The following is a 24,634-nucleotide window of genomic DNA, read 5'->3' on the forward strand; positions in this document are numbered from 1 at the left end:
TCACCGGGCAACGGTCCGTCGATGTCGACGTCGTCGGGACGACGATCGTCGCGGCTCACGATCCGCCCAGCGATGCGAGCTTGGCCTTCAGTCGCTCGACCTCTTCGACGGCGATCTCACGGCGTCCGCGGATCTTGGCGACCACCGCATCCGGCGCCTTGGACAGGAACTGTTCGTTGCCGAGTTTGGCGGTGGTCTGTGCCAGCTCCTTCTCGGCGGCGGCCAGGTCCTTGGTGAGGCGTTTGCGTTCGGCCTCGACGTCGACGGTGCCCGAGGTGTCGATCTCGACGCCCACGGTCGCACGGCTCAGACGCACCTCGAGGGTCGCGGTGGCGGCGAATCCGTCGGCCGGGTCCTCGAGGCGGGCCAGCGACGCGATGTAGGCCACGGCCGGTTCCAGACCCGACTCGGCGAGCGCGGTGAACCGCACCGGCACCTTCTGACCGGGCTTGAGGCCCTGATCGCTGCGGAAACGACGCACCTCGGTGATCAGCTTCTGCAGATCGTCGATGGTGACGGCCGCCTCAGCGCCGTCACCGGCGGCCACCGGGGTCGGCCAGTCCGCGACGACCAGCGACTGCCGGCCGGTGAGCGTGGTCCAGAGCACCTCGGTGACGAACGGCATCACCGGCGAGAGCGCCCGCAACAGCCGGTCCAGGACCGCACCGAGGACCAGTCGTGTTGCCTCCGAACGCTTCTCGTCGTCCTCGGCGAACTGCACCTTGGCCAGTTCGAGGTACCAGTCGCAGAACTCGTCCCACGCGAAGTGGTACAGCGCCTCGCACGCCTTGGAGAACTCGTAGGCCTCGAAACCGGCGTCGACCTCGGTCAGCACCTCGTCGAGGCGGCCCAGGATCCAGCGGTCGGCGACGGTGAGGTCGGCCGGCAACCCGGCGTCGGGCACGGTCGCGCCGTTCATCATGGCGAACTTGGTGGCGTTGTACAGCTTGGTGGCGAAGTTGCGCGACGACTGCGCATGGTCTTCACCCACCGAGATGTCGCTGCCCGGGTTGGCGCCACGGGCGAGGGTGAAGCGCAGCGCGTCGGCGCCGAACCGCTCCACCCAGTCGAGCGGATCGATGCCGTTGCCCTTGGACTTCGACATCTTGCGGCCGTGTTCGTCACGGACCAGGCCGTGCAGGAACAGATTGCCGAACGGGACGGCCTTGTCGGGGCCGAGTTCCTTGCCGACGTAGGTGCCGAACATCATCATCCGGGCGACCCAGAAGAACAGGATGTCGTAGCCGGTGACGAGAACCGAAGTGGGATAGAACTTCTCGAGATCGTCGGTCTTGTCCGGCCAGCCGAGCGTGGAGAACGGCCACAGACCCGAGGAGAACCACGTGTCGAGCACGTCGGTCTCCTGGGTGTACCCGGCGGGTGCCTCCTCGTCGGGGCCCACGCACACGACGTCGCCGTCGGGGCCGTACCAGATCGGGATGCGGTGGCCCCACCACAACTGACGCGAGATGCACCAGTCGTGCATGTTGTCGACCCAGCCGAACCAGCGCGGCTCCATCGACGCCGGATGGATCACGGTGGACCCGTCGCGGACGGCGTCGCCGGCGGCCTTGGCCAGGGATTCCACCTTGATCCACCACTGCATCGACAGGCGCGGCTCGATGGGCTCGCCGGTGCGCTCGGAGTGGCCGACGCTGTGCAGGTAGGGCCGGACCTCCTTGACGATGCGTCCCTGCTCGGCGAGGGCCTCACGCACCTTGACGCGCGCCTCGAACCGGTCCATGCCGTCGAATTGCGTTCCGGTGCCCGCGATCCGGGCCTCTTCGTCCATGATCGTCGGCATCGGCAGGTCGTGCCGCAGGCCGAGCTCGAAGTCGTTGGGGTCGTGGGCGGGGGTGATCTTGACCGCGCCGCTGCCGAACTCGGGGTCGACGTAGTCGTCGGCGACCACCGGGATGGTGCGGTCGAGGAAGGGATGGGCGAGTTCGGTGCCCACCAGATGGCGATAGCGCTCGTCGTCGGGGTGCACGGCGATCGCGGTGTCGCCGAGCATGGTCTCCAGACGGGTGGTGGCCACCACGATGTGCGGCTGGGAGTCGTCGAGCGATCCGTACCGGAAGCTGACCAGCTCGCCCTCGACGTCGGCGTAGCTCACCTCGATGTCGCTGACCGCGGTCTTGAGCACCGGCGACCAGTTGACCAGCCGCTCGGCCTGGTAGATCAGTCCGTCGTCGTACATCTTCTTGAACACAGTGTGCACCGCGCGGGACAGGCCCTCGTCCATGGTGAAGCGCTCGCGGGACCAGTCGACACTGTCGCCGAGGCGACGCATCTGCTCACCGATGTTGCCGCCGATCTCGGCCTTCTCGGTCCAGACGCGCTCGATGAACTTCTCGCGGCCCAGGTCGTCGCGGGTCTTGCCCTCGGCGGCGAGCTTGCGCTCGACCATGGTCTGCATCGCGATCGCGGCGTGGTCCATACCCGGCAGCCACAGCACCTCGTAGCCCTGCATGCGGCGCCGCCGGGACAGCGCGTCCATCAGGACGTGCTCGTAGGCGTGGCCCATGTGCAGGGAGCCGTTGACGTTGGGCGGCGGGATGACGATGGAGAACGCGGGCTTGTCCGAACTCGCGTCGGCGGTGAAGTAGCCCGCGTCCACCCACGCCTGGTAGAGCCGGGCCTCGTGCTCGGCGGGGTCCCAGGTCTTCGGCAGCTCGCGGGAGGAATCGGGTGTGCTCACCCCACAATCTTAGGAAACGCCGCCGAGGCCCCCGCCGCCGACCGAGGTGCGCAGGCGATGCAGGTCGTCGGGCGCGTTCACGTTGGTCAGCCATGTGGCGTCGCTCACGGTCACGCGATGGGTGACCAGGGCATCGAGCGCGGCGGTCATCCGGCGCTCGCCCCCGTCCACCAGACCCTTGATCACCGACGCCGCACGCACCCGGTAGATCCCCGCCATCGGATGGTCGCGCTGGGTGTCGCTGGCCACCACCGCGTCGGCGGATTCGGTGATCCCGCCGAGCAGTTCGTCGATCAGTCCGGTCTCGATCAGCGGCATGTCGGTGGCGCAGACGAAGGCCAGATCGGCACCCGCCGCCGCAGCCGCCGACAGTCCGGCGGCGAGCCCGCCGAGCGGTCCGGTACCGGGTTCCTCGCCGGTGACCCAGGTGGCCGGCGGCCCCCCGGTGCCGTGCAGATCCTGATACGCCGGGGACGCGGTGGTCGCGGCGATGAACACCCCGGCCGGGCAGCGCCGGTCGGCGATCTCGACGATCCGCGCGAGCATCGGCTGCCCCGCCCAGTCCATCGCCGCCTTGTTGTGGCCCATCCGTCGCGAACGTCCGCCCGCGAGGACGAGGCCCGCCAGGTGCATCCCGGTTGCGTTGGTCATGGGATCAGTCTGTGGGACAACGGGCCCGCGAGGGGGCAAGATGAACGAATGGCCCATATTCACCACCCCGATGCCGACGCCGACGTCACCGTCGACGAACCCGACGTGGTCCACGTCGACCACGTCAAGCACTATGCGGCCGGGGTGCCCGCGGTGGCGGTCGCGCTGCAGCGCGGGATGGAGCAGATGGGGCCCGTCCGAACAGCGCGCACCCTCGCAAAACTCAACCAGCGCAACGGTTTCGACTGCCCGGGCTGCGCCTGGCCGGAGACGCCAGGACACCGTAAGCACGCCGAGTTCTGTGAGAACGGGGCCAAGGCGGTCGCCGAGGAGGCCACCCGACGACAGGTCGGCCCGGAGTTCTTCGCGCGGCACTCGGTGGCCGATCTGGCGACCCGGTCCGGGTACTGGCTCTCCCAGCAGGGCCGGTTGACCCATCCGATGTACCTCGCACCCGGCGACACCCACTACCGGCCGGTCGACTGGGACGAGGCCGACCGGATCGTCGCCGCCGAGTTCGCGGCGATGACCACCCCCGACGAGGCGGTCTTCTACACCTCGGGCCGCACCAGCAACGAGGCCGCATTCGTCTACCAGTTGTTCGCGCGCAGCCTCGGCACCAACAACCTCCCCGACTGTTCCAACATGTGTCACGAGTCGTCGGGTACCGCCCTCACGTCGTCGATCGGCATCGGCAAGGGATCGGTCAGCGTCCCCGACCTCGAGCACGCCGACCTGATCCTGATCGCCGGACAGAATCCCGGGACCAATCACCCGCGCATGCTGGGCACCCTGGCCAACGCGAAGGCCAACGGCGCCCGGATCGTCGCGATCAACCCGCTCCCCGAGGCCGGCCTGATGCGGTTCAAGGATCCGCAGAAGGTGGGCGGAGTGATCGGCACGGGCAGCAAGCTCGCCGACGACTTCCTGCAGGTTCGCATCGGCGGCGACATGGCCCTGTTCCGTGGTGTCGCGAAACTGGTGCTCGACGCCGAGCGCGCCGCCCCCGGCACCGTGTTCGACCAGGACTTCCTCGACGAGCACTGCGCCGGCGTCGACGACTACCTCACCCTGCTCGAACGTCTCGACTTCGACGACGTCCTGGCCGCCACCGGGCTCACCCAGGCGCAGATCCGTGATCTGGCGGATGCGGTGATCCGCGCCGACCGGATCGTATTGTGCTGGGCGATGGGCCTCACCCAGCAACGACACGGGGTGGCGACCATCGCCGAGGGCACCAACCTGCTATTGCTGCGCGGGATGATCGGCAAGCCGGGTGCCGGGCTCTGCCCGGTGCGCGGCCACTCCAACGTGCAGGGCGACCGCACCATGGGCATCTACGAGAAGATGCCGGAGGCCTTCCTCGCCGCGGTCGACCACGAGTTCGGCATCACCAGCCCCCGCGCCCACGGATTCGACACCGTCGCGGCGATCGACGCGATGACCCGCGGACAGGTGCGGGTGTTCATGGCGATGGGCGGCAACTTCGTGTCCGCGGCACCGGACACCCGGGCCACCGAAGCCGCGCTCGCCCAGTGCCGACTGACCGTGCAGGTGAGTACCAAACTCAACGAGTCGCATGTGGCCACCGGCCACGCCGCACTGATCCTGCCCACCCTGGGCCGCACCGACAAAGACGTCATCGCCGGAGTGCCACAACAGGTCTCGGTGGAGGACTCGATGTCGGTGGTGCATCTCTCGCGCGGTTCGCTGAAGCCGGCGTCGGAGTTGCTGCACTCGGAGGTGGCGATCATCTGTGATCTCGCCGAGGCCACCCTCGGCCCCGATCATCCGGTGGAGTGGTCGGCGCTCAAACACGACTACGACCTGATCCGCGACCGTATCTCGCGGGTCATCCCCGGATTCGAGGGCTTCAACACCCGGGTGCGGGCCAAGGACGGCTTCGTCCTCCCGCATCCCCCGCGCGACGCCCGCAAGTTCGAGACATCCACCGGGCGTGCGAATTTCGCGGCGTATCCGCTCGAGTGGGTGCCCGTCCCCGCGGGTCGTCTCATCCTGCAGACGATGCGCAGTCACGATCAGTACAACACCACCATCTACGGTCACGACGACCGCTATCGCGGCGTGAGCGGCAATCGGCATGTGGTGCTTCTCCACCCTGACGACATCACCGCGCGCGGGCTGCGACCCGGTCAGCACGTCGACGTGGTGTCGGAGTTCGACGGACCCGACGGCCTCGAGGAACGCCGGGTCACCGACTTCGAGGTGGTCGCCTACGACACCCCGCGGGGCAATGCCGCCGCCTACTACCCCGAGACCAATCCGCTGATCCCGCTGAGATCGGTGGCGGCCGAGTCCAACACCCCGGTCTCCAAGGCCGTGGTGGTGCGGCTGGAGCCGCGCGCCTGACCTGACCGATGCCGGGCGGGCACGTCCCGCCCGGCCCGGTCGCCGGCTGCCCTGCGTTCTCGGTTGCCCTGCGTTCTCGGTTGCCTGCGTTCTCGGTTGCCCGGCACCGGGCCCGCGGGCAGACGGCAGACTGCAGACGGCCACACCCTCGACAAGCGAGAAGCCGGGTTCCCGTGGGAACCCGGCTTCTCGTGGATATCCGGTGCGCGGTGTCAGGCGCGCGGGGTGAGCACCCGCTCAGGCACTCTTGTCGCGACGCTCGTCGTCGTCATCGGTGCGCGGCACGATCGTCGGCAGCACGTTGTCGTTGACGGTCTCGGCGGTCACCACCACCTTGCCGACGTCGGTGCGGCTCGGGATGTCGTACATCACCGGGAGCAGCACCTCCTCCATGATCGCGCGCAGGCCACGGGCACCGGTTCCGCGGTGGATGGCCTGGTCGGCGACGGCCTCGAGGGCGTCCGGGGTGAACTCCAGCTCCACGTTGTCCATCTCGAAGAGCTTGGTGTACTGCTTCACCAGGGCGTTCTTCGGCTCGGACAGGATCGAGACGAGCGATTCCTTGTCCAGGTTGGTCACCGAGGCGATGATCGGCAGACGACCGATGAACTCGGGGATCAGACCGAACTTGATCAGGTCCTCGGGCATGACCGCGGCGAAGTGGTCGGTGGTGTCGACCTCGTTCTTGCTGGCCACCTCGTTGCCGAAACCGATGCCGCGCTTGCCGATTCGCTCGGCGATGACCTTCTCCAGCCCGGCGAAGGCACCGGCGACGATGAACAGCACGTTGGTGGTGTCGATCTGGATGAACTCCTGGTGCGGGTGCTTGCGTCCGCCCTGCGGGGGCACCGACGCCTGGGTTCCTTCCAGGATCTTCAGCAGGGCCTGCTGCACGCCCTCACCGGAGACGTCGCGGGTGATCGACGGGTTCTCGCTCTTGCGGGCGATCTTGTCGACCTCGTCGATGTAGATGATGCCGGTCTCGGCGCGCTTGACGTCGTAGTCGGCGGCCTGGATCAGCTTCAGCAGGATGTTCTCGACATCCTCACCCACATATCCGGCCTCGGTGAGCGCGGTGGCGTCGGCGATGGCGAACGGCACGTTCAGCATCTTCGCCAGCGTCTGCGCGAGGTAGGTCTTGCCACAACCGGTGGGGCCGAGCATCAGGATGTTCGACTTCATCAGCTCGACGGTCTCGCCGCTGCGGGCGTCCTTCTTCTCGCCGGCCTGGATACGCTTGTAGTGGTTGTACACGGCCACGGCCAGGGTGCGCTTGGCGGTGTCCTGGCCGATGACGTAGTTCTCCAGGAAGTCCTTGATCTCGGCAGGCTTGGGCAGCTCGTCGAGTTTCACGTCGCCGTTCTCGGCGAGTTCCTCCTCGATGATCTCGTTGCACAGGTCGATGCACTCGTCGCAGATGTAGACGCCCGGCCCTGCGATGAGCTTCTTCACCTGTTTCTGGCTCTTGCCGCAGAAGGAGCACTTCAGCAGATCGCCACCGTCTCCGATTCGTGCCATCTCGTGCTGTACCTACTTCCTCGATGTGGCCGGACTGCCAGTTGTCTCGATGGTGCCGCCACCGGATCGGTGGCGACGGGAGGCCGGCGGACGCGGCGCGTCATGGGCAGACCATGACATCTCCGCTGTTACGACGGTACCCGCGTACCCGGATTACTTCGACCGCTTGACGTAAATGTCGTGGGAGAAAATCGTGGTCGACGGCGCCGCATCACCGGAGCGGCGGCGCCGTCGACCCGATCGGGTCACTTCTTGAAGGACTTCTTCCGGTACTCGAACACCTCGTCCACGATGCCGTATTCCTTGGCGGCGTCGGCGGTGAGGATGTTGTCGCGGTCGGTGTCCTTGCGGATCTTCTCGGCCGGCTGACCGGTGTGGCGCGACAGGATCTCGTCGAGGCGGTTGCGGATCCGCTCGATCTCGGCGGCCTGGATCTCGAGGTCGGAGACCTGACCCTGATAGGCACCGCCGGTACGCGGCTGGTGGATCAGGATGGTGGCGTTCGGCAGCGCGGCGCGCTTGCCGGGGGTACCACCGGCCAGCAGGATCGCCGCGGCCGAGGCCGCCTCACCCAGGCACACCGTGACGATGTCGCAGTGCACGTACTGCATGGTGTCGTAGATCGCGAGCATGTCCGGCACACTGCCGCCGGGCGAGTTGATGTACATGGTGATGTCGCGGTCGGGGTCCTGCGACTCGAGCACCAGCAGCTGCGCCATCACGTCGTTGGCGACGGTCTGGTCGATCGGCGTGCCGACGAAGACGATGCGCTCCTCGAACAGCTTGGCGTACGGGTCGTACTGACGCTGCCCGTTGGGGGTGTGCTCGATGAACTGCGGCAGGATGTAGCGCGCCTCGATGGACTTCAGCGCCAGCGCCGAGGCGGGGATGCCTGCGGCCACGTCGGCCGGCAGCGAGTCGAGGTGGGACATGTTGGTCATGGTCTGCTCCGTGGGATTGAGGTGTCGGCGGTGGCGGTGCTGCGTCACGCTCAGGGCTTGATGGCGGTTGCCCGGGCGATCACGTGATCGACCAACCCGTACTCCTTGGCCTGCTCGGCGGTGAACCACTTGTCGCGATCCGCGTCGGCCTCGATCTTCTCCAGCGGCTGTCCGCTGAACTCGGCGTTGAGACGGTTCATCTCGCGCTTGGTGGCGGCGAACTGCTCGGCCTGGATGGCGATGTCGGCGGCGGTACCACCGATTCCCGCCGACGGCTGGTGCATCATGATCCGCGCGTGCGGCAGCGCGTGGCGCTTGCCCTTGGCGCCGGCGGCCAGCAGGAACTGGCCCATCGACGCGGCCATACCCATCGCGTAGGTGGCGACGTCGCATTCGGCGAGCTGCATGGTGTCGAAGATCGCCATACCCGCGGTGACCGAACCACCGGGCGAGTTGATGTAGAGGTGGATGTCGCGCGTCGGGTCCTCGGCGGCCAGCAGCAGGATCTGCGCGCACAGCCGGTTGGCGATGTCGTCGTCGACCTGGGTGCCGAGGAAGATGATGCGCTCACGCAGCAGCCGCTCGAACACCGAGTCGGTGAGGTTGAGCCCGGCGACGCCCGAGCTCATCGAAGGGGTGTGGATGGTCGGCTTGCTCACGGTTCCTACCTTTGCCTGTCGTAACCTCGTGCCGGTCGGCGACCCACACGTCTTTCTCACGTCTTCCGGTGCCCTCCGGCGTCGTCACCGACACTAACCAATCCGGGGCCACCGGCACTCCCTCGGACACCCCTATTCGCTGAGAGCAGAACGGTATCCGTTCATCCCCCGCTCATCTGGCGGTGCCGATCGCACATCGTGCGCGGACGCGAACAGCCGGGCACCCGTATCGGGTACCCGGCTGTTCGAAGCAGTCGAGGATCAGTCCTCGGCCTCCGCTGCGTCGTCCTCGTCGTCCTTGCCGAAGAATTCGGAGGTGTCGACGGTGGCGCCCTCGGAGTCGGTGACGGTGACGTCCGGGACGACCGACGCGAGTGCCTTGCCGCGGCGGACGTCGGCGTACACCTGACCGACCTGGTTGGCCTGGGTGAGCTGCTGGATGAACTCGGCCGGCTGCATGCCGTAGCGCTGCGCGGTGAACAGGATCTGCTGGGTCAGCTCGTCCTGGCTGACCTCGGTGTCCTGCTGATCGGCGATCGCGTCCAGCAGCAGCTGGGTGCGCACCGACTTCTCGGCACCTTCGCGGGCGTCGGCCTCGAAGGCCTCGCGGGTGGTGCCCTGTGCCTCGAGCAGCTGGGCGAAGATCGCCTCGTCGTGGCCGATGCTGTGCAGCACCTGCTCGAGCTGTCCGTCGACCTCGGCCTGCACGACGTTCTCCGGCAGCGGGATCTCGACGGTCTCGAGCAGACGCTCGAGGACGGCCTCACGGATCGCATTGGCCTGCTCGAGCTTCTGCGACTGGGCAGCACGCTCGGCGAGCGACTCGCGCAGCTCGTCGACGGTGTCGAACTCGCTGGCCATCTGGGCGAACTCGTCGTCGAGTTCCGGCAGCTCGCGCTCCTTGACGGAGTTGACGGTGACGGTGACCTCGGCCTCTTCGCCGGAGTGGTCGCCGGCGACGAGGGTGGTGGTGAAGACCTTGGACTCGCCGGACTTCAGGCCGACGAGGGCCTCGTCGAGACCGTCGATCAGCTGGCCGGAGCCGACCTCGTGGGACAGACCCTCGGTGGAGGCCTCCTCGACGGCCTCACCGTCGACGGTGGCCGACAGGTCGATGGAGACCATGTCGCCGTCCTGGGCCGCGCGATCGACACCGGCGAGGGTGCCGAAGCGGGCGCGCAGGTTCTCGAGCTGCTCGGCGACGGCGTCCTCGTCGGACTTCAGCGCGTCGACCTCGACCGCGATGGCCGAGTAGTCGGGCAGGGTCAGCTCGGGACGGACGTCGACCTCGGCGGTGAAGGTGATCGACTCGCCGTACTTCAGCTCGGCCAGATCGATGTCGGGCTGGCCGATCGCCTTGGTCTCGGTCTCGGCCACTGCCTGCGAGTACTTGGCGGGCAGGGCGTCGTTGACGACCTGCTCCAGGATCGCGTCGCGACCCACGCGGGCCTCGATCAGCTTGGCCGGCGCCTTACCCGGGCGGAATCCGGGAATCCGGATCTGCTGGGCCAGGGCCTTGTAGGCCCGGTCGAAGTCGCCCGAGAGCTCCTCGAACGGCACTTCCACGTTGAGCTTCACCCGGGTGGGGTTCAGCTGCTCGACGGTGCTCTTCACGCTGCGCATGCTCCTTATTTCTGCGTTGCGGACGATCTCTGCATTGCGGACGCCTCGGTGTCGCGTCCCTGCCCTGAAACTCTGTCGGGATGACAGGATTTGAACCTGCGACCCTCCGCTCCCAAAGCGGATGCGCTACCAAGCTGCGCCACATCCCGTGGCCCCCGCGTCGCGCTACGTCACCTGGACGTACCCGCACATGCAGGGCCGACTGGACATCTTACGGGTCGGGCTCCCACTCACGAAAACCCGCCCCCCGACGCGGCGGGACGCCGACGATCACCGGACCTCCGAACACTCCCGGCAACGGCCGATTTCGGTTCCGGCACATCGAGCAGGTACAGTCTGATCCGCACGAGCGACCGCAGCCGAAGGGCCAGGTCGAGGCGGCACGCGGGTGTAGCTCAATGGTAGAGCCCTAGTCTTCCAAACTAGCTACGCGGGTTCGATTCCCGTCACCCGCTCGCGATCACCCCGCACCGGATTCATCTGGTGCGGGGTTTCTGCATTTCAGGGGGCCATCACAGTTCTTTCGGCCCTGTGATTCAGATCATATTCGGGCGTACGGTGGGGACATGTCTTCCAGTCATGTCAAGAGCCAACGTAAATGCCCATCCTGTGGCGCCAACCTGTATGTCCGCAAGGACGTCACCGAGACCGATAACGGCATGCGCCGCGTCGACACCATGCTGGTGTGCCGCGACGAATCCTGCACCGAACCGGCCCGCCACCTCGGGACCGAACTGCTCCAACCCGCGTGATCCACACCCCCACACACCCCGCCCTGCCTGGTCGTTAGCAGGCAAAAGTGTTGACTTCCCCCCACCCGCCCCGCAACCTGTTCGAGGTCGGGGATTCCGGCGCGGCATCGACGCCGCGTGAGACATCGGATATCCATCCAGGGGGAACATCGTGCCGACTCTCGTCCTCGGAACCCGTGTCGGGTTCCGAGCTCTTCGCCGTCCAGCCGTCCGGCCACGTGCCGCGCACGCTCGGACACACCGACCGTCCGATCGACGGGTCACGACCGGACAAACGGGCCTCGCCCTCGCCGCCGTCGCCGCCCTCACCCTCGGCGCGCTGACCGCCGGGACGCTCTCGGCCGGTCCCGCACACGCCGACGACGTCGCACTCCCGACGCCGTTGCCCGATCCGTTCTATGCACAACCGGCCGATCTCGACCGATTCCACAACGGTGACGTGATCTCGGTGCGTCCGCGGCCGAATCCGCCGGGATTCTTCGACGTCGCGACCTATCAGCTCCGGTTCCGGTCGACCGACAGCCAGGGCCACCCCATCGCCGCGGTCACCACGGTGCTGATCCCCACCAAGAAGAAGGCCGACGGCCCGTTGCTGTCGTTCCAGCACATCATCAACGCGGTCGGGCTCGAGTGCGCGCCGTCCCAGGCGCTGTGGACCCAGGACCCCAACCTCACGATCCGCGAGGCGCCGGGACTCAACGTCGCACTGCAGCGCGGATGGACCGTGGCGATCCCCGATCATCTCGGACCCCGCAGCGCCTACGGCGCGGCGAGGCTCGGCGGTCAGATCGCCCTCGACGGCATCCGGGCGGTCCGGAACTTCGCCCCGGCCCGAGTCGCCCACTCCGACGTGGGACTGGCCGGTTACTCGGGCGGCGGCATGGCCACCGCATGGGCGGCTGCGCTCGCCCCCACCTATGCACCCGACCTGCCCATCGTCGGCGCGGCCTACGGCGGCGTGCCGATGGACCTCGTCCGGATGGCCGAGGGCCTGGGCTATTCCAGCCCGCATCCGGCGTTCGGCCTGGCCTTCGCCGCCGCGATCGGCCTGTCCCGTGGGTATCCGCAGCAGATCCCGATGCAGAAGTATCTGTCGGCGACCGGGGTACGGATGTACACCGAGATGCGCAATGCCTGCACCAACGACATCCTGCGACTCGGTGCCGGCCACTCGGCACAGCAGGTGAGCGTCGGCGGAAAGCAGATCTTCGAGAACCCCACGGCACGACAGGTGGTCGCCGACAACAGTCTCGTCGGCTACCCCGGGGTGCCGAAGACGCCGATCTTCGAGTGGCACAGTCCCACCGACGTACTCATCCCGGTGTCCGCGATCGATCAGACGATCCGTCGGTACTGTCGTGCGGGCGCGCGCGTGCAGCAGTTCTCGACGCCGTCACCGGACCACATGAGCGCCGCCGTGATCGGCCTTCCCGCGGCTTTCTCGTACTTGAGCGATCGATTCAATGATGTTCCGGCACCGGACAATTGCCGTTGAACAAAGGGCGAAGCGGACATTTTCGACGATATTCCCTCGATATGTGAGGGCAATCACATATTCGGGTCGCCATCTCGCTCACCTTGAGTTTTCATGATGCGAGACGGCAAAGTTCGTCTGTACTCCTCTGTCCGCAGTACAAGCCTTTGGCCCGCCCACAACGGTTGTGTAACGATGGAGTCACGCACCGTGCCTGGTAATTCCCGAATGCAAAGGTTCAACGAGAGTGCCGAACAGCAAAGCTTCACACCGTAGTGGCCGCGGCATCAGCCGTCTGGTCGCGATCGTCGTCGGCGTCATGGCCGTCTCGCTCGCGCTGCCCGGGCTGGCGCAGGCCGCTCCCGTGACCGTGATCCCGGGACTGCCGCCGGTCGAGGTCCCCGACATCCCGGGCCTGCCGACACCGTCGACACCCAAGACCACCACCCCGGAGCCCCCGACCACGAGCACCACCACTGCGCCGAGCACTCCGACCGGCCCGGTGCAGCCCAAGGTCAAGACCACCACCGGCTACATCGCGCTGGCCGATGACGCGACCCACACCATCACCTGGTGGAAGGACGGCGACGTCGTCAAGACCATGCCGATCTCGATGGGTTCGAATCAGCACCCGACTCCGAACGGTGTGTACCACACCAAGGAGAAGTACCGTGACATGTACATGGACTCCTCCACCTACGGCGTGCCGATCGACTCGCCCGAGGGCTACCGCACCTACGTCGAGTACGCGACCCGCATGTCCTGGGATGGCATCTTCATCCACGCCGCCCCGTGGTCGCTGGCCCAGCAGGGTGTGAGCAATGTCAGCCACGGCTGCATCAACGTGAGCACCGAGAACGGCAAGTGGGTCTACGACAACATCCCGCGTGGCACCCCGATCGTCGTCCGCGGCACCATCGGCGGTCAGTACACCGGCGACTGATCACGTCCCGGACGTCTGATCAGCACAGCGTCTCCCGGTCACGAAGGCCCGGCCCCCATCACGGGGACCGGGCCTTCGTGCACATCCGGGCACGCCTGTGTCATTCGATCCGGAGCCCCGACCCGACGCGGTGATGATCCACCGCGGGTGCTCCGCTCGAGTCGATCGACGCCGGGGTGCGATCGGTCGCCGATCACCGGGTCGCCGACCCCGGCCGATCCCTCGACTCGATCGGGTCCGACGAGACCGCCTGCGCCCCGGCGAACGTCGCCTGCACCTGCAGCCAGCCCGCCAGCGCCTGACACCCGGTGGTCTCCGGGTCGGTCACCGGTGCGCGCCGATACGGCTCTGCGGCATACGACGTGTGCCGTCCACCGCGCCGGTTGTGCAACCTCGCCCCGGGGACGGCGATCTCCGGTGGCAGATATCCCAGCACCTCACGACGTGCCGACGCCAGGCGCCCGACGTCGCGGCGCCATTGGCGCGGACCGAACCGGGTTCGTTCGGCGTTCTGGAAGGCATTGGCGCGCAGCGACCTCCACATGACGCCGAGCCACCGCCTCGTCGTGGGCAGGGCCAGGGCGCCGGTCAGGTCGGCGACATCGCGGAAGTAGGAGTCCGATGCCGCATTGCAGATCATGTCGTCGGCGGCACCGACCCACCAGATCGGGAGATCGGCGGGGATCGCCGGTCCCGGGCCCGCGACACCCCAGCCCTGGCAACCGGGGACCACCCCAGGGGGCTGATGCGGGTCGGCGACCAGTCCGACCGCCAGAATCCGTCGCCGAATCACCGCAGCCCTCGGCGAGGCACTCCCCCACAGGGCCGCGACGACACGGCGGATCACCACCGCGCCCTGGGAGTATCCGATCAGCACGACCGGCCCGATGGAGTCACCGAGAGCGCCGGTGAGCGCGTCGACACCCGTGGCCACACTCTGCTCGTAGCTCATCCCGTGCAGCGTCGGAGCCGGCCCATAGCTCGCCGGATAGCCCACCCACCGCGCCCGGAACCGGTCGTCGAGGACGTCGGTCACGGCTTCGAGAAGTCCGGTCACCTGCGTGCGGACATCACCCGGATAGGACTCGCCGGTGCCGCCGACGACGAGCACCGAGATCGGACCCGCGGCCGGTACCGGCGACGGTCCATTGCCGTCGGCGGCGGTCTCGATCAGGTTTGAGGACATGGGTCCATGGTCGGCCGGAGTCCATGAGAGCACCCGTCATATGCACTGAACGTCTGCTGAGAACCGGACTGGCCTACAACAGAAGGTAAGGGAGATCACGTCAGATCCGGTTGCGTAACACAATTGTTACACGGACAATGGATAGCAGTCAGAAAAGATTACACACTATCGAGAATTGCGAAAGAAGCGGTACCCATGTCGTTCGCACGCTTGCGTGAACGTTTCCAGTCCCCCCAGAGCATCCGGCCCTCCGACACCACCCGGCGCCGTCTCTACGACCGCATCCACGAGGTCGCCGGAGAAGCCCAGCGCGACGAGCTCCTGGTGATGGCCCAGCGCCTCGAAAAGCGCTGAGCCCCACCGACACCCCTGTCCCGTCGATCACCAGCGGTGATCACGGGACACAGTCGTTTCCGGGCCCGGACCGCCCGGCCATCTCCGGCCGATGCGGGGGCGAGTAGGACAGCTAGGTTTGACAGTTGCTGCACCAGTAGAGATTTCGTCCGTCGAGCTCCGCGGTCGACACCGGTGTACCGCAGATCCGACACTTCTCCCCCGTGCGCCGGTAGACATAGGTCCGTGGACGGTCTCGCGCATAGGACCCCGGTCCGTGATCGTCCTCCGGACGCACCACATGCATCCGGCCACGCCGCACCCCGACCTTCATCAAGGCCACCAGGTCGGTCCAGATCGCATCGAAGTCGCTGCGCCGCAAGGACTTACCGGCAAGCAACGGGTCGATACCGGCACGGAAGAGGACCTCGGCACGGTAGACGTTGCCGACCCCGGCGAGCACCTTCTGATCCATCAGCAACGCACCGACGGGACGTGACGAGCGGGAGATCGCCGTCCAGGCCCGCTCCGGGTCTGCGTCGGCGCGTAACGGATCGGGGCCGAGGCGGGCGATCAGTGCATCCAGGTCCGCCGGGGTGTAGAGCTCACACGCGGTGGGACCACGCAGGTCGGTGCCCATCTCGGGCCCCTCGATCCGCATCCGGACCTGCCCGACCGGGGCATCCATCGGAGCCGGACTCTCGGTGAAGGACCCGTAGAGACCGAGATGGACGTGCACCATCTCGGTGCGACGTCCATCCCGGTAGTACTGGACGAGATGTTTGCCCCAGGCCTGCGCCGTGGCGAACTCCATCCCGTCGACGACGGCGGCGCCGTCGGCGAACCGGCCCTGGGGGCTGCTCACCCGAACGCGGCTGCCCCCGAAGATCTTCTGCTGCCGGCGGGCCAGCCGGTGCAGCGTGTGCCCCTCGGGCACGGTGACCGGTCAGGCCTCCGGAACCGCCGGGGCGACACCGGTCTTCTCGTACTCGGCGAGGATGTCGATGCGACGCTGGTGACGCGGCTCCTCCGACCACTCGGTGGCCAGGAAGGCGTCGACGATGGCGAGCGCCTCCTCGGTGGTGTGCATCCGGCCGCCGATCCCCATCAGCTGGGCGTTGTTGTGCTGGCGGGCCAGCTGTGCGGTCTCGACGCTCCAGGCGAGCGCACAGCGCGCACCGGGCACCTTGTTGGCCGCGATCTGCTCGCCGTTGCCGCTGCCGCCGAGCACGATGCCCAGGCTGCCCGGGTCGGCGACGACCTTCTTGGCGGCGTCGATGCAGAACGCGGGGTAGTCGTCGAGGGCGTCGTAGGCGTGGGCGCCGCAGTCGATCACCTCGTGTCCCGCCTTGGTCAGATGATCGGCGATCGCCGTCTTGAGCTCGAATCCGGCATGGTCTCCACCGAGGTAAACGCGCATGCGGCCACTATAGAACGGCGCCTGTCGGCCACGGCCGAGAACCCACCCGCACGGTGCGGCGGGTGGGTTGTTCCACGGCGGGCAGACGCCCCGGGAGCGTCAGTCGAAGACGGGGTCCTCGTTGCGAGATCGCTTGAGCTCGAAGAAATGTGGGTACGACGCCAGCGCCACCGCCCCGTCCCAAACGGTGCCCGCGGTCTCCCCGCGCGGGATCCGTGAGAGCACCGGACCGAAGAACGCGGTGCCGTTGATGTGGATGGTGGGCGTACCCACGTCGTCGCCGACCTTGTCCATCCCCTCGTGATGACTGACCCGGATGGCCTCGTCGAAGTCGGTCGAGTCGGCCGCACCGGCCAGCGCGGCGTCGAGATCGAGCTCCGCGAGCGACTCGGCGATCACCACGTCGAAGTCCTTGATCTGCTTGTTGTGCAGTCGTGTTCCCATCGCGGCATAGAGCGGTGCGAGGATCTCGTCGCCGTGCTGGGCAGCCGCTGCGGCGATCACCCGCACCGGACGCCAGGCTTGTGCGAGGACCTCACGGTAGCTCTCGGGGATGTCCTTGCCCTCGTTGAGCACCGCCAGACTCATGATGTGGAAGTTCACGTCGATGTCGCGGACCTTCTCCACCTCGAGGATCCATCGTGAGGTGATCCAGCACCACGGACACAGCGGGTCGAACCAGAAATCCACACGATCCTTCGATGACATCCCCATCGGTCCCTTCATCAGTTCGCTTCGTCGGTCGAACGGCGTTCATCCGCCGGCAGTGCTCGTCTGCCACCGGTGTTCGTCTGCCACCAGTGTTCACCTGCCGACAGTGTTCGTCGAGCAGCGGCGGCATCGGGTCGACACCCCGTGTCGGTTCAACCCCCGGGGACGCCACCGGATTCCGCTCGCCGCGAAACCCCGTCGGGACGACGCACTTCGGCAGCTCACGGCCCCGCGCATTCCGACCCCTGCGGGCTGCCCGGGACTAAGCTGGCCGTCGTGACTGCCCCGAATCTCACCCGCGACCAGGCCCGCGAGCGCGCCGCCATCCTCGACGTCTCGACGTACACCATCGATCTCGATCTGACCGACGGCAACGGCCGACCCGGTGTCGACACGTTCCGGTCCACCACCACCGTGGCGTTCACCGCGACCGCCGGCTCGTCGACGTTCATCGACCTGGTGGCACCGCGACTGCTGTCGGCGACGCTCAACGGCGTCGCCCTCGACGTCTCCGGATTCGACGAGTCGGTCGGCATCGCACTGCCCGATCTGGCCGCCGAGAACGAGCTCACCGTGGTGGCCGACTGCGCCTACTCCAACACCGGCGAGGGTCTGCATCGCTTCGTCGACCCCACCGACTGCTCGGTGTATCTGTACACACAGTTCGAGACCGCCGACGCCAAGCGTATGTTCGCCTGTTTCGATCAGCCGGATCTCAAGGCCACCTACACCCTCACCGTCGCCGCACCCGAGGACTGGAAGGTCATCTCCAACGCGGCCCTGGTGCAGAACGTCGCGGCCACCCCGGGGGTGTTCCGGTTCCGCGAGACCGCGGTGATGAGTACCTATCTCGTCGCCCTGATCGCCGGCCCGTACGCCGAGTGGACCGACACCTACACCGACGAGCACGGCACCATCCCGCTGGGCATCTACTGCCGCGGTTCACTGGCCGAGTTCATGGACGCCGACCGCCTGTTCACCGAGACCAAACAGGGATTCGCGTTCTACCACAAGAACTTCGGCACCCCTTATGCGTTCGGCAAGTACGACCAGCTGTTCGTCCCGGAGTTCAACGCCGGTGCCATGGAGAACGCCGGCGCGGTGACCTTCCTGGAGGACTACGTCTTCCGGTCGCGCGTCACCAAGTACCTCTACGAGCGTCGTGCCGAGACGGTGCTGCACGAGATGGCGCACATGTGGTTCGGCGACCTGGTCACCATGCAGTGGTGGGACGACCTGTGGCTCAACGAGTCCTTCGCCACCTTCGCCTCGGTGCTGTGCCAGGCCGAGGCCACCGAGTACACCAGCGCCTGGACCACCTTCGCCAACGTCGAGAAGTCCTGGGCCTACCGCCAGGACCAGTTGCCCTCGACCCACCCGGTGGCCGCCGACATCCCCGACCTCGCCGCGGTGGAGGTCAACTTCGACGGCATCACCTACGCCAAGGGCGCATCGGTCCTCAAGCAACTGGTGTCGTATGTGGGCCTCGAACCGTTCCTGGCGGGCCTGCGGGACTACTTCGCCACCCACCGGTTCGGCAACGCCACGTTCGCCGATCTGCTCGCCGCACTGGAGAAGTCGTCGGGACGCGATCTCTCGGACTGGGGTGGTCAGTGGCTCAAGACCACCGGCATCAACGTGATGCGCCCCGACTTCGAGCTCGATGCCGACGGGGCCTTCACCCGGTTCACCATCGTGCAGGACGGTGCCGCACCGGGCGCCGGTGAACGTCGCGCACACCGTCTACGGGTGGGTGTCTACGACGACACCGCCACCGGCACGCTGGAGCGCACGCACAGCGTCGAGCTCGACGTCGACGGTGAGCGCACCGACGTTGCCGAACTCGTCGGTGTCCCCCGCGGCAAGCTGGTACTGATCAACGACGACGACCTCACCTACGCGTCGGTGCGGCTCGATCCCGACTCGCTCGCGACGGCGACCGCGCGGATCGGTGACATCACCGACTCGATGCCGCGCACCCTGGTGTGGTCGGCGGCGTGGGAGATGACCCGCCAGGCCGAGATGCGTGCCCGCGACTTCGTCGAGCTGGTGCAGCGCGGTATCGCCGCGGAGACCGAGATCGGTGTGGTGCAGCGGGTGCTGCTGCAGGCGACCACCGCGATCGAGGCCTATGCCGACCCGCAGTGGGCGGCGCAGACCGGCCGGCCCGGGTTCTCCGCGCGGCTGCTGGAACTGGCCCGGGGCGCCGAGGCCGGGTCCGATCACCAGCTGGCCTTCGTCAACACGCTGCTCGCCGGCCGGCTCACCGAGGATCAGGTACCGGTGGCACAGGGACTGCTCGACGGCGACGACCCGGCCGCACACGGCCTGTCCGGGCTGACCGTCGACGCCGATCTGCGCTGGAAGCTGGTGCGTGCACTGGCCACCGCCGGTGCGATCGACACCGATCCGGCATCGACCCCGGTGATCGACGCCGAGGCCGAGCGCGACAACACCGCGGCCGGGACCCGTCAGGCGGCTGCGGCACGCTCGTCGCGTCCCCTCCCCGAGGCCAAGGCCGATGCGTGGGCGCGGGCGATCGACGACGACTCGCTGTCGAACATCTACACCCGCACGATGATCGAGGGCTTCGCCCGTCCGGGTCAGTCCGATCTGCTCGACGCCTATGTCACGAAGTACTTCGAGGCGGTGCCGGGCGTCTGGTCGCGGCGGTCGAGTGAGGTCGCCCAGACCGTGGTGGTGGGCCTGTACCCGTCGTGGGCGATGACCGACGAGGCGATCGCGGCAGCGGACGAGTTCCTCGCCGCAGACCATCCGCCGGCCCTCAAGCGTCTGATCTCGGAGGGACGGGATTCGGTGGCACGTTCCCAGCGGGCCCGGATCTTCGACGCCGGCGCCTAGCGCGGGAGGCGGCCGAGACGACTTCGGCCGCCATCCCGTCGGGGATGGCGGCCGAAGTGGTGTTGTCCTGTGGTCCGCGCGATCAGTTCGATGCGGCGGCGGTCGCGACCACGTGCAGGGCCGCGATGAGACCGTCGATCAGATGTCCAGTGCGGAAGCTGCCGATCGCAGCGGTCACACCGAGCTGGGCGACGCGATCGTTCACGCGGTCGGCGACCTTCTCACCGGAGACCACGACGACGTCGTGGCTGTTGGGCGAGACGGCGATGAGCGCACCGTTGGCGGGCTCGGGAGCCTTCGAGAGAACCTTGCGGGCCTCGTCGACCGGATCGGTACCGAGGTCGCCGATATAGACCGAGAACCGCACCAGTGCCTTCTCGCTGGCGGCCTTGAGCGCGTCGTCGAGCGCGATGAGCTCCGACTGCGAGAACGGCGGGGTGTCGGGGGTCTGCCCCGGGAAGCGGGCGGCCGAGACGCGACCACTGTTGGTGATCACCGTGCCCATCGGCAGCGCCGTGACCGGGGAGAGCTTGACCTCGCCCGCGGCCTGAACCTGAGTTACGTCACCACTTGCCACTGGCCGAGCCTCCATCCACATCGGTCGGTTCTGCGTGCCGCGGGAGCGCCATCGGCTCGATGTCGGTGGCACTGAACAGCAGCGGCTTGTGCGTCCAGGGCTGATCGAGCTTGTACTCCTGCACCTTCGGGTACTTCACGCCGAACGAGAACGCCATCGAGACCACACAAGCGATGACGAACACGACGCAGATGACCGTGACGGCGACTCCGATGCCGACCATCGAGCTGTCCATAACGTCCTTTCGAATCAGCGCCCGCAATCGGCGGATCTGCCCAGGTCACTACCATGGACTGCACCCGCGCCGGCAGGCCGTGTGAACAATCTATCCCACCGATGCCGCTGCGTCCCAGTGGGGCCTACAGAGCGTCGTAGACGATTTCGGGGTCGTTCACGCCGCACCCGCGTCGAGATACTGGGCCCAGGCCGGGTCGATCTCCTTGATCGTCGCGAGCAACCGCCAGTGCCTGCCCTTGGGGGCGGTCAGCGGGGTGTGCAACGTCCATCCGATCTCGCTGAGCAGATGGTCGGCCTTCTTGTGGTTACAGCTCGCGCAGCACGCCACGCAGTTGTCCCACGAGTGGGTGCCGCCGCGGCTGCGTGGCTGGACGTGGTCGATGGTGGTGGCCTTGGCGCCGCAGTAGCCGCAGCGGAACCGGTCGCGGTGCATCAGCGCCGCCCGGGTCATGGGGATCACCGCACGATAGGGCACGCGGACGTAGCTGCGGAGTCGGATCACCGAGGGCACGGGGACCACCGTGTCGGCGGAGTGGATGGCCATCCCGGGGCCGGCCGAGTGGATCACCTCGGCGCGTTCACGCAGGACCAGCACGATCGCGCGGCGCAGGGAGACCGCGGTGAGCGGTTCGAAGGTGGCGTTGAGCAGCAGGACCCGACGGCGACCCCAGAGCGAGGTCGAGTCACGCGGCTCGGTCGGGGCGTCGAGGATCGGCGGATCGGTGTGACGCACTCCACGCAGCGTCGTGACCTCACCGACATGCCGTTGGCCTCTGCGTGTCATCCAGCCTCCCGTGTACTTCCACCGGACTGGTCAAGTGGAACACGGCGAGGCCCGGTCTGCACGACAATTCTGGGTGTCGATGCAGGTCGTTTGTGTGAACAGCGCGTGGCCGCAGGGTCACCTGACGATCCGCCGCAACGCGTCGGCGGGTCGCGGTTTGAACGCGTCGGCGACACTGGAGGACAATGTGCGGTGTGAGTGGACAGCCCCCGCACGCGCAGCCCGAAGACCAGCCGACCCCGCGTTCGTTCTATGACGAGGTCGGCGGTCATGACACCTTCGTGCGGCTGACCCGCACGTTCTATGTCGAGGTGGCCAAGGACGAGATCTTGCGCCCCCTGTACCCCGAGGCCGACCTCGGTCCGGCCGAGCGCCGCATGCGGATGTTCCTCGAGCAGTACTGGGGCGGACCCCGCACCTACTCCGACGAGCGCGGCCACCCTCGGCTGCGGATGCGGCACATGCCGTTCACGATCGGCCCGATCGAACGTGACGCCTGGCTGCGTTGCATGCACATCGCGATCGCATCCATCGACGCCGACACCCTCGACGACGCGCATCGTCGGGCACTGGTCGACTACATGGAGATGGCCGCACAGTCGATGATGAACTCGGCGGTCTGACCCGCGTTTGCGCATCGCTCTGCGACCCGCCGTACCCCCCAGGATTCCTCAACCTGTGGTTCAGGTGGTAGAGAATTGCGACGTGAGTGATGAGACATCGAGCGAAGGCCCCGTCGCAGGTCCCGACGGCGGGCCACTCGGCCCGGCGGGTGATGCCGCCCCCGAGGACTCCCTCACCGCCGACTCGCCGGTGACCGACGAGAGGCCTTCTGACCCGGTGGAGCCCGCCGATCTCGTCCCCGACGACGGGCCGACCGACGCGCATGCCGAGCCCGATTCGGACGTGGAACCGGCCGAGCCTGCCGATGAGCCGGATGCGGTCACCTCCGCCGGTGAGCCCGCCGATGAATCCGCAGGTGACGAGCCGGTTTCCGAGTCTGCCCAGTCCGCCGCGGATGACGCGGATGACGCGATCACCCGTGAGGTCGTCCCGGCCGCGGGTCCGGCCGCCGACGATCACCCGGCCGCCGACGACGTGCCCGAGCCGATCGGGCCGGAGACGATCGAACCCGAGCAGTTCGACCCGGAAGCGATCAGCCCCACGCCGATCCCCGGGGGCGCCTTCCCGACGGTCCCCCAGCTCGACCCCGCCGACGACACCTGGTGGCGGTCGGCGATCTTCTACCAGATCTATCCGCGGTCGTTCTCCGATCTCGACGGCGACGGTGTCGGCGATCTGGCCGGCGTCATCGACAAGCTCGGCTACCTGGAGTTGCTCGGTATCGACGCGCTCTGGTTGTCGCCGATCATGCGTTCGCCGATGGCCGACCACGGCTACGACGTCTCCGATCCGCGTGACATCGATCCGCTGTTCGGTGATCTCGAGGACTTCGACGATCTGATCGCCGAGGCGCACGACCGCGACATCCGCGTGACGATGGATCTGGTGCCCAATCACACCAGCGACCAGCACGCGTGGTTCGCCGCCGCGCTCGCTGCCGGCCCCGGCAGTCCCGAGCGCGGCCGCTACATCTTCCGCGACGGGATCGGCGAGGGCGGCGACGAGCCACCGAACAACTGGCACAGCGTCTTCGGCGGTCCCGCGTGGACGCGCGTCACCGAGTCCGACGGCACTCCCGGCCAGTGGTATCTGCACATCTTCGCCGCCGAGCAGCCGGATCTGAACTGGGAGAATCCCGAGGTCTGGGACGATCTCGAGACCACCTTGCGTTTCTGGCTCGATCGCGGTGTCGACGGTTTCCGGATCGACGTGGCCCACGGCATGGCCAAGCCCGAGGATCTTCCGGACATGGACCTCGAGTCCACCCGTCTGCTGCAGAACGACGACGACGATCCGCGGTTCAACAACTATGCGGTGCATGACATCCACCGCAAGATCCGCGCCGTGCTCGACGAGTACCCGGGCGCGGCCAACGTCGGCGAGATCTGGGTCGAGGACAACGAGCGGTTCGCCGAGTACCTGCGTCCCGACGAGCTGCATCTCGGCTTCAACTTCCGGCTCGCCAAGGCCGCTTTCGACGCCGACGAGATCCGTGATGCGATCGAGAATTCCTTGGATGCCGTGGTGTCGGTGGCCGGCACGCCGACGTGGACGTTGAGCAATCACGACGTCGAGCGCGAGGTGACCCGTTACGGCCGCCCGGTCGGTGACACCGATGCCCGGCCCGACCTCGAACTCGGCATCGCCCGCGCCCGCGCGATGGCCCTGGTGGAGTTGGCACTGCCGGGTTCGGTGTTCATCTACAACGGCGCCGAGCTGGGCCTGCCGAACGTGGATCTGCCCGACGAGGTGTTGCAGGATCCGGTGTGGGAGCGGTCCGGACACACCGAGCGCGGCCGCGACGGATGCCGTGTACCGATTCCGTGGGAGGGCAACGAACCGCCGTTCGGGTTCAGTTCGTCATCACAGACCTGGCTGCCGCTCCCCGAGTCGTGGTCGCGGTTCACCGTCGAGACCGAACTCGAGGACATCACCTCGACGCTGTCGCTGTACCGGCAGGCCATCGACCTGCGGTCGGAGCGACCGGAGTTCGCCGGGACGCAGGTGGAGTGGTACGGCGCCCCCGAGGGTTGCCTGGCGTTCCGCCGCTCGGAGGGCAGGCTGATCTGCGCACTCAACGCGAGCGACGCCCCGGTGCCCCTGCCGCCCGGAGAGCTCCTGCTGGTGAGCGCACCGCTCGTCGACGGTCACCTCGCACCGAACGCCGCCGCCTGGTTGGTCTGAGAGACCGGCCGAGCCGAACCCGAAGCACACCCCTGCGTCGATCAACCACCGAATTCGGTTGCCACCATGGATGGTTGAGCCGAC

Annotated in this window: 21 protein-coding genes and 2 tRNA genes; 9 read left to right on the top strand and 14 right to left on the bottom strand. The window is 67.5% G+C overall.

The window, feature by feature from the left end; genetic code table 11:
• Window positions 1-55: 55 nt before the first annotated feature.
• Both GD1_RS01245 and mobA read right to left on the bottom strand, forming a co-directional pair.
• The gene (locus GD1_RS01245; RefSeq protein ID WP_020789678.1) at window positions 56-2,701 is read right to left on the bottom strand and encodes a valine--tRNA ligase; all 2,646 of its coding nucleotides are present in this window, start codon (window positions 2,699-2,701) and stop codon (window positions 56-58) included.
• A gap of 9 nt (window positions 2,702-2,710) precedes the next feature.
• Window positions 2,711-3,352 (bottom strand): molybdenum cofactor guanylyltransferase, encoded by a 642-nt coding sequence (gene mobA / locus GD1_RS01250; protein ID WP_059035133.1) that lies wholly within the window; start codon window positions 3,350-3,352, stop codon window positions 2,711-2,713.
• A gap of 48 nt (window positions 3,353-3,400) precedes the next feature.
• On the opposite strand from mobA, the gene GD1_RS01255 reads away from it, so the two are divergent.
• Window positions 3,401-5,722 (top strand): FdhF/YdeP family oxidoreductase, encoded by a 2,322-nt coding sequence (locus GD1_RS01255; RefSeq protein WP_059035135.1) that lies wholly within the window; start codon window positions 3,401-3,403, stop codon window positions 5,720-5,722.
• A gap of 237 nt (window positions 5,723-5,959) precedes the next feature.
• Here GD1_RS01255 and clpX read toward each other — a convergent pair whose 3' ends face one another.
• From clpX to GD1_RS01280, 5 genes are all read right to left on the bottom strand, one after another.
• Window positions 5,960-7,240, bottom strand: a complete 1,281-nt coding sequence (gene clpX / locus GD1_RS01260; protein ID WP_020792023.1) for an ATP-dependent Clp protease ATP-binding subunit ClpX — start codon at window positions 7,238-7,240, stop codon at window positions 5,960-5,962.
• 245 nt (window positions 7,241-7,485) lie between these two features.
• Window positions 7,486-8,181: an ATP-dependent Clp protease proteolytic subunit gene (locus GD1_RS01265; RefSeq protein WP_053778766.1), complete on the bottom strand. Its 696-nt coding sequence runs from the start codon at window positions 8,179-8,181 to the stop codon at window positions 7,486-7,488.
• A gap of 50 nt (window positions 8,182-8,231) precedes the next feature.
• Window positions 8,232-8,840, bottom strand: a complete 609-nt coding sequence (locus GD1_RS01270) for an ATP-dependent Clp protease proteolytic subunit (RefSeq protein ID WP_020791230.1) — start codon at window positions 8,838-8,840, stop codon at window positions 8,232-8,234.
• A 261-nt stretch (window positions 8,841-9,101) separates the two neighbouring features.
• Window positions 9,102-10,454, bottom strand: a complete 1,353-nt coding sequence (gene tig / locus GD1_RS01275) for a trigger factor (RefSeq protein ID WP_059035141.1) — start codon at window positions 10,452-10,454, stop codon at window positions 9,102-9,104.
• Window positions 10,455-10,538: 84 nt separating this feature from the next.
• Window positions 10,539-10,612, bottom strand: a tRNA-Pro gene (locus GD1_RS01280).
• A gap of 235 nt (window positions 10,613-10,847) precedes the next feature.
• Between GD1_RS01280 and GD1_RS01285 the strand changes: the two genes are divergently transcribed.
• The 4 genes from GD1_RS01285 (at window position 10,848) to GD1_RS01300 (ending at window position 13,632) form a co-directional block, all read left to right on the top strand.
• Window positions 10,848-10,918, top strand: a tRNA-Gly gene (locus tag GD1_RS01285).
• Window positions 10,919-11,029: 111 nt separating this feature from the next.
• Window positions 11,030-11,215 (top strand): hypothetical protein, encoded by a 186-nt coding sequence (locus GD1_RS01290; RefSeq protein WP_020791229.1) that lies wholly within the window; start codon window positions 11,030-11,032, stop codon window positions 11,213-11,215.
• A gap of 319 nt (window positions 11,216-11,534) precedes the next feature.
• Complete coding sequence (locus GD1_RS01295) at window positions 11,535-12,710, top strand: lipase family protein (protein ID WP_059035143.1); 1,176 nt, start codon at window positions 11,535-11,537, stop codon at window positions 12,708-12,710.
• Window positions 12,711-12,936: 226 nt separating this feature from the next.
• On the top strand, window positions 12,937-13,632 hold the full coding sequence (locus tag GD1_RS01300) for a L,D-transpeptidase (RefSeq protein WP_020791579.1): 696 nt from the start codon (window positions 12,937-12,939) through the stop codon (window positions 13,630-13,632).
• Between the two features lie 193 nt (window positions 13,633-13,825).
• Here the strand turns inward: GD1_RS01300 and GD1_RS01305 are convergent, their stop codons facing one another.
• Window positions 13,826-14,818, bottom strand: coding sequence for a PE-PPE domain-containing protein (locus GD1_RS01305; protein WP_083533775.1), 993 nt, complete (start codon window positions 14,816-14,818; stop codon window positions 13,826-13,828).
• Between the two features lie 195 nt (window positions 14,819-15,013).
• Here GD1_RS01305 and GD1_RS24920 point away from each other — a divergent pair, with 195 nt between their 5' ends.
• Window positions 15,014-15,172 (top strand): hypothetical protein, encoded by a 159-nt coding sequence (locus tag GD1_RS24920; RefSeq protein ID WP_020791582.1) that lies wholly within the window; start codon window positions 15,014-15,016, stop codon window positions 15,170-15,172.
• Between the two features lie 112 nt (window positions 15,173-15,284).
• Here the strand turns inward: GD1_RS24920 and GD1_RS01310 are convergent, their stop codons facing one another.
• The 3 genes from GD1_RS01310 to GD1_RS01320 form a co-directional block, all read right to left on the bottom strand.
• Entirely contained in the window at window positions 15,285-16,088 is an 804-nt protein-coding gene (locus GD1_RS01310; protein ID WP_059035137.1) for an Fpg/Nei family DNA glycosylase, read from the bottom strand.
• A gap of 9 nt (window positions 16,089-16,097) precedes the next feature.
• Window positions 16,098-16,571: a ribose-5-phosphate isomerase gene (locus GD1_RS01315; RefSeq protein ID WP_020791159.1), complete on the bottom strand. Its 474-nt coding sequence runs from the start codon at window positions 16,569-16,571 to the stop codon at window positions 16,098-16,100.
• A gap of 99 nt (window positions 16,572-16,670) precedes the next feature.
• Window positions 16,671-17,279: a DsbA family protein gene (locus tag GD1_RS01320; protein ID WP_053778781.1), complete on the bottom strand. Its 609-nt coding sequence runs from the start codon at window positions 17,277-17,279 to the stop codon at window positions 16,671-16,673.
• 279 nt (window positions 17,280-17,558) lie between these two features.
• On the opposite strand from GD1_RS01320, the gene pepN reads away from it, so the two are divergent.
• Window positions 17,559-20,144, top strand: coding sequence for an aminopeptidase N (gene pepN / locus GD1_RS01325; protein WP_059035139.1), 2,586 nt, complete (start codon window positions 17,559-17,561; stop codon window positions 20,142-20,144).
• A gap of 82 nt (window positions 20,145-20,226) precedes the next feature.
• On the opposite strand, the gene GD1_RS01330 is transcribed toward pepN, so the two are convergent.
• From GD1_RS01330 to GD1_RS01340, 3 genes are all read right to left on the bottom strand, one after another.
• Entirely contained in the window at window positions 20,227-20,721 is a 495-nt protein-coding gene (locus GD1_RS01330; protein WP_053778768.1) for a DUF5130 domain-containing protein, read from the bottom strand.
• Entirely contained in the window at window positions 20,708-20,956 is a 249-nt protein-coding gene (gene ctaJ, locus GD1_RS01335; RefSeq protein ID WP_020791896.1) for an aa3-type cytochrome oxidase subunit CtaJ, read from the bottom strand. The genes GD1_RS01330 and ctaJ overlap by 14 nt, the downstream gene beginning before the upstream one ends.
• A 156-nt stretch (window positions 20,957-21,112) precedes the next feature.
• Window positions 21,113-21,742 (bottom strand): HNH endonuclease, encoded by a 630-nt coding sequence (locus tag GD1_RS01340; protein WP_082366136.1) that lies wholly within the window; start codon window positions 21,740-21,742, stop codon window positions 21,113-21,115.
• Window positions 21,743-21,927: 185 nt separating this feature from the next.
• Between GD1_RS01340 and GD1_RS01345 the strand changes: the two genes are divergently transcribed.
• Together GD1_RS01345 and GD1_RS01350 are read left to right on the top strand one after the other, a co-directional pair.
• On the top strand, window positions 21,928-22,365 hold the full coding sequence (locus GD1_RS01345) for a globin (RefSeq protein WP_020791893.1): 438 nt from the start codon (window positions 21,928-21,930) through the stop codon (window positions 22,363-22,365).
• A gap of 283 nt (window positions 22,366-22,648) precedes the next feature.
• Complete coding sequence (locus tag GD1_RS01350; RefSeq protein ID WP_439108950.1) at window positions 22,649-24,550, top strand: glycoside hydrolase family 13 protein; 1,902 nt, start codon at window positions 22,649-22,651, stop codon at window positions 24,548-24,550.
• Window positions 24,551-24,634: the final 84 nt, after the last annotated feature.

It is taken from the genome of Gordonia desulfuricans NBRC 100010, from assembly GCF_001485495.1.
Taxonomy (GTDB): Bacteria; Actinomycetota; Actinomycetes; order Mycobacteriales; family Mycobacteriaceae; genus Gordonia; species Gordonia desulfuricans.

What these genes read in the sequence shown, in the direction of transcription:
- mobA (WP_059035133.1), bottom strand. Translation starts at nt 3,352, where the DNA reads ATGACCAACGCAACCGGGATGCACCTGGCGGGCCTCGTCCTCGCGGGC.
- GD1_RS01255 (WP_059035135.1), top strand. Translation starts at nt 3,401, where the DNA reads ATGGCCCATATTCACCACCCCGATGCCGACGCCGACGTCACCGTCGAC.
- clpX (WP_020792023.1), bottom strand. Translation starts at nt 7,240, where the DNA reads ATGGCACGAATCGGAGACGGTGGCGATCTGCTGAAGTGCTCCTTCTGC.
- GD1_RS01265 (WP_053778766.1), bottom strand. Translation starts at nt 8,181, where the DNA reads ATGACCAACATGTCCCACCTCGACTCGCTGCCGGCCGACGTGGCCGCA.
- GD1_RS01290 (WP_020791229.1), top strand. Translation starts at nt 11,030, where the DNA reads ATGTCTTCCAGTCATGTCAAGAGCCAACGTAAATGCCCATCCTGTGGC.
- GD1_RS01305 (WP_083533775.1), bottom strand. Translation starts at nt 14,818, where the DNA reads ATGTCCTCAAACCTGATCGAGACCGCCGCCGACGGCAATGGACCGTCG.
- GD1_RS24920 (WP_020791582.1), top strand. Translation starts at nt 15,014, where the DNA reads ATGTCGTTCGCACGCTTGCGTGAACGTTTCCAGTCCCCCCAGAGCATC.
- GD1_RS01315 (WP_020791159.1), bottom strand. Translation starts at nt 16,571, where the DNA reads ATGCGCGTTTACCTCGGTGGAGACCATGCCGGATTCGAGCTCAAGACG.
- GD1_RS01320 (WP_053778781.1), bottom strand. Translation starts at nt 17,279, where the DNA reads ATGTCATCGAAGGATCGTGTGGATTTCTGGTTCGACCCGCTGTGTCCG.
- ctaJ (WP_020791896.1), bottom strand. Translation starts at nt 20,956, where the DNA reads ATGGACAGCTCGATGGTCGGCATCGGAGTCGCCGTCACGGTCATCTGC.
- GD1_RS01340 (WP_082366136.1), bottom strand. Translation starts at nt 21,742, where the DNA reads ATGACACGCAGAGGCCAACGGCATGTCGGTGAGGTCACGACGCTGCGT.
- GD1_RS01345 (WP_020791893.1), top strand. Translation starts at nt 21,928, where the DNA reads ATGTGCGGTGTGAGTGGACAGCCCCCGCACGCGCAGCCCGAAGACCAG.